The sequence below is a fragment of the Frankia sp. CoWAU3 genome (assembly GCF_977971855.1).
The window spans coordinates 1-4026 of sequence record NZ_CDWWXB010000189.1 but is presented as its reverse complement, the minus strand read 5'-3'; the positions used below and the strand labels follow the sequence as shown (position 1 = coordinate 4026).

General features: G+C 72.9%; 4 protein-coding genes. All 4 read left to right on the top strand.

Annotation, left to right across the window (positions count from 1 at the left end; all coding sequences use genetic code 11):
* Nucleotides 1–1747, top strand: a 1747-nt coding sequence (locus AC08ON_RS14775) for an alpha-D-ribose 1-methylphosphonate 5-phosphate C-P-lyase PhnJ (protein WP_476617168.1), incomplete at its 5' end; no start/stop codon positions are given.
* Between the two features lie 5 nt (nt 1748–1752).
* Complete coding sequence (locus AC08ON_RS14770; RefSeq protein WP_476608059.1) at nt 1753–2511, top strand: ATP-binding cassette domain-containing protein; 759 nt, start codon at nt 1753–1755, stop codon at nt 2509–2511.
* A complete protein-coding gene (locus AC08ON_RS14765) occupies nt 2508–3704 on the top strand; it encodes an alpha-D-ribose 1-methylphosphonate 5-triphosphate diphosphatase (protein WP_476608060.1) in 1197 nt (398 codons plus the stop codon). The genes AC08ON_RS14770 and AC08ON_RS14765 overlap by 4 nt, the downstream gene beginning before the upstream one ends.
* Nucleotides 3701–3982 carry a hypothetical protein gene (locus AC08ON_RS14760; protein ID WP_476617167.1) on the top strand — a complete coding sequence of 94 codons (282 nt, stop codon included), beginning with the start codon at nt 3701–3703 and terminating at the stop codon, nt 3980–3982. Before AC08ON_RS14765 ends, AC08ON_RS14760 begins: the two co-directional genes overlap by 4 nt.
* The last annotated feature ends 44 nt before the right edge of the window (nt 3983–4026 follow it).

The following is a 4026-nucleotide window of genomic DNA, read 5'->3' as shown; positions in this document are numbered from 1 at the left end:
CCGACGCGCGATCCTCACCGCGGTGTGCGTACCCGGCTATCAGGTGCCGTTCGGGTCCCGGGAGATGCCGGTCGCCCGCGGCTGGGGATCCGGCGGTCTGCAGGTGACGCTCGCGGTGATCGGGGCGGACGACGCGGTCAAGGTGATCGACCAGGGCGACGATGCCGGAGTCAATGCCACGAACCTGCGCCGGATGATCGCCTCGACCACCGGCTGCGCGGAGACGGCGGACACGCGCGAAGCCACGGTCATTCAGACGCGGCACCGGGTTCCCGAAGAAGCGCTCGACGACCGGCACGTGCTCGTGTATCAGGTGCCGGTGCCCGACCCCCTGCACGGGGTGGAGAAGTCCGTGGCCGAGTGCGCGCGGATGCATGCCGAAGGCGACTACGCCAAGATCTGGACCAGCCTGTACGAGGACCTGGTCCAGAACGGGATGATTACGACGGCGAGTGGTTATCCGGTGCTCGTCGGCGGCCGGTTCGTGATGGCCACGAGCCCGATCCCGCGGTGGGACGTGCCGCGGATGCACCAGTGCGAGCACCTGAACCTGTTCGGGGCGGGGCGGGAGAAGAAGATCTACGCGGTGCCGCCGCACACCGACGTGCGTCCGCTGGCGTTCGACGACGTGCCGTTCGAGGTCGAGCACGCGCCCGGCGCGCGCTGCCGGCGGTGCGGCAGCGGCGACGTGTTCCTGGTCGACGCCGGACCGGACGGCGGCTACGTGTGCAGTGACATCGAATGGTGCACCCGGGTGCGGGAGAACGACGCCGACGTGGCCGCGCATCGCGAGCGCGCGCCGCTGCACCTGGTGCTCGATCCCCGGGCCCGCGTGGCCGGCGGCACCGTGGCCGGCGGCACCGAGGAGACACCGCGGGTCGCCTCGGTGCGCGTGCCCGGCGGGCCGGAGCAGGAGTGGGCGCTGCGGGTGTCGGGCCTCGGGAAGGTGCACGGCCGGGGCGGCGCGGCCGCGATCCCCGGTACCGGGCCCGAGTACGGCACGGCGATCAGCCCGGCCACCGGGGCGGTCGTCGCGGCCTGGGACGTCTCGTTCGACGTGGCTCCCGGGGAAGCCCTCGGTGTGATCGGTGAGTCCGGCTCCGGCAAGTCCACCGTGCTCAGCTGCGTGATCGGTGACCAGGCGGCCACCGCCGGGCAGGTACGGCTGGCCGGGGTCGACGGCGGCCGCACCGACATCCTGCGGCTGCCCGCCGCGGAACGCCGGCTGCTGCGGATCGGAGCGATGGCCGTCGTCCACCAGGACCCGGCGGCGGGACTGGATCTCAACATCACGGCGGGCGGCAACATCGCCGAACGGCTCACCGCCGCGGGCTGGCGCGGCTTCCACGCCATCCGGCGGCGGGCCGCGGAACTGCTCGACCGGGTCGAAGTGCCGCTGGCGCGCATGGACGATCCGGTGCGCACGTTCTCCGGGGGCATGCGCCAGCGCGTCCAGATCGCCAAGGCGCTCGCCACCGACCCGCCGGTCCTGCTGCTTGACGAGCCCACCACCGGTCTCGACGCCTCGGTCGCCGCCGGGGTGCTCGACCTGCTGCGCGGCCTGCTCGCCGAGCGGGACGTCGCCGCCGTCGTGGTCAGCCACGACTTCGCGGTGATCGGGGCGCTCACCGACCGCACCGTGGTGATGCAGCTCGGGCGCGTGGTCGAGCAGGGCCTGACCGACCAGCTGTTCCACGATCCGCACCATCCCTACACTCAGCGGCTCGTCGCCGCGGCCAGGAGGTGAGCCGCATGGAAAACCACCCGGAAAACCAGATGGAAGCAGTGCTGTCCGTGCGCGAGCTACGCAAGTCCTTCGTCCTGCACACCATCGACGGCCGGAGGGTCGAATCCCTGCACGGTGTCGACCTCGACGTGCGCGCGGGCGAACACGTCGCCCTGGCCGGCCCCAGCGGCGCCGGGAAGTCGTCGTTTCTGCGCTGCGTCTACCGCACCTACCTGCCCGACTCCGGTGAGGTGTGGCTGCGCACCGCTACCGGAGACGTGGAGTTGACCGGGCTGGCGGACCGGGCGATGGCCCGGCTGCGGGGCCGAGAGATCGGGTACGTGTCCCAATTCCTGTCCGCGCCGCCGCGGACCGGGCCGTGGGAGGTCGTTGCCGCGGCGGCCCGCCGCCGGGGGCTCGACCGCTCCGAGGCGCGCGACGCGGCCGCGGCCGCGCTGCGGCGGCTGAACCTCGACGAAGGGCTGTGGGACGTCGACTGTGGCGTCCTGTCGGGCGGCGAGCGGCAGCGGGTGAACCTCGCGGCCGGCACGGTGCGCCCACCGCGGCTGCTGCTGCTCGACGAGCCGGTGTCCGCGCTGGACCCGGCCAACCGCGAAGCCGCGCTGGAGCTGATCGGATCTCTTGCCGCGCAAGGAGTCGCGGTGCTCGCGGTGTTCCACGACCTCGATGCGATGAGGCGGCTCGCGTCGCGGGTCGTGCTGATGTCCGGCGGTCTGGTCGAGCGGTCCGGTAGCTGCGCCGACCTGCTGGCGGGTGTGGCATGAGCACGACCGTCACCGGATCCTGGACCCCGCCATCCTGGCCCCCGGCCGCGCCACCCGCCAACTACGTGCTCGGCCACGTGCGGGCCGTGCTGCCCGACCGGCTGCTTGAGGACGCCCGGATCGTGGTCCGCGGAGGACGCATCGCCGCCGTCGAGAAGCATCCGCCCGGCTCCGGAGCCGACGTGGACGGTCAGGGCCTGCTGTGCGTGCCCGGTCTGGTCGACACCCACAGCGACGGGCTCGAGAACGAGCAGCTGCCCCGACCGGGCGCCGAGCTGCCGATCGAGTTCGCGCTGCTGTCCTTCGAGGGCAAGCTGCGGGCCGCGGGCGTGACGACCGTGTTCCACGGCATCTCCTTCGAGGACACCCACCACGACATCCCGCGCAGCGTGGGCCAGGCGGAGAAGACGTGCGAGGCGATCGATGCTTATACCGGCGGGCTCGTCGACCACCGGATCCTGTACCGGCTCGACGTGCGCAGCCCGGAAGCGCTGTCCGCGCTGGCGCGGCGGTTGGACCAGGTTCCCGACGGCGCCCTGGTCTCCCACGAGGACCACACCCCGGGCCAGGGCCAGTACGCCGTCCGCGAGCACTACGAGCGCTATTTGATGGGCAGCCGCGGCATGTCCGACGCGGAGGCTCGCGAGCATGTCGACCAGCTCATCGCCGACCGGGACGGCAGGCTCGACATCCGCGAGGAGGCCCTGGTCTGGCTCGCCGCGCGCTCGGCGCGAATCCGGCTGCTCGGGCACGATCCCAGCTCGGCCGCCGAGATCGCCGAGCTGCGGGACCGCGGCTGCGCGGTCGCCGAGTTCCCCACCACGATCGAAGCGGCGGAAGCCGCCCGCGCCCACGGACTTCCCGTCGTCATAGGCGCCCCGAACATCCTGCGGGGACGTTCCCACAACGGCAACGCCTCCGGCCGTGACCTGGTCGGCCGCGGCCTGGTGACCGCGCTGGTGTCGGACTACCTGCCCTCCGGTCTGCTCGCGGCCGCCATGCTGCTCGCCGAGCAGGGGCTCGCCACCCTGCCGGCCGCCATCGGCCTGGTGACCGCCGGGCCGGCCGAGGTCGCCGGACTTCCCGACCGCGGTCGGCTCGAGCCGGGGCTGCGCGCTGACTTTGTGCTGGTCGAGCCGCGCCGCCCGTGGCCGGTGGTGCGGTCCGTGTTGTCATCCTGGGGTGTCTGGTGACAATTGGGGGTGCGGCGGTGACCCGGTGGCCGGTTCCCGAGCCGGAGATTCCGTCCGGGACGGATCCCGCGCTGGCCGCAGCCGCCCGCGCGGCGGTGGGCGCCTTTCGCGATGCGCGCGAGCGGTATACGCGCGCGGAGCTCGCCGAGAAGGTCGGCATGGGCGCCGACGGCACCCTCACCACGCGTCTGGACCTGCTGGTCGACACCGCCGTGGCGGAGGTGGTGAACGCCCAGGGCTGCGCGAAGGTCGCGTGGTGTGACGGCCCGTTGCGTTAAGTGGCTATGAACTGGAGTGCCCGGCGGCGGTCTCCGGCGATGTG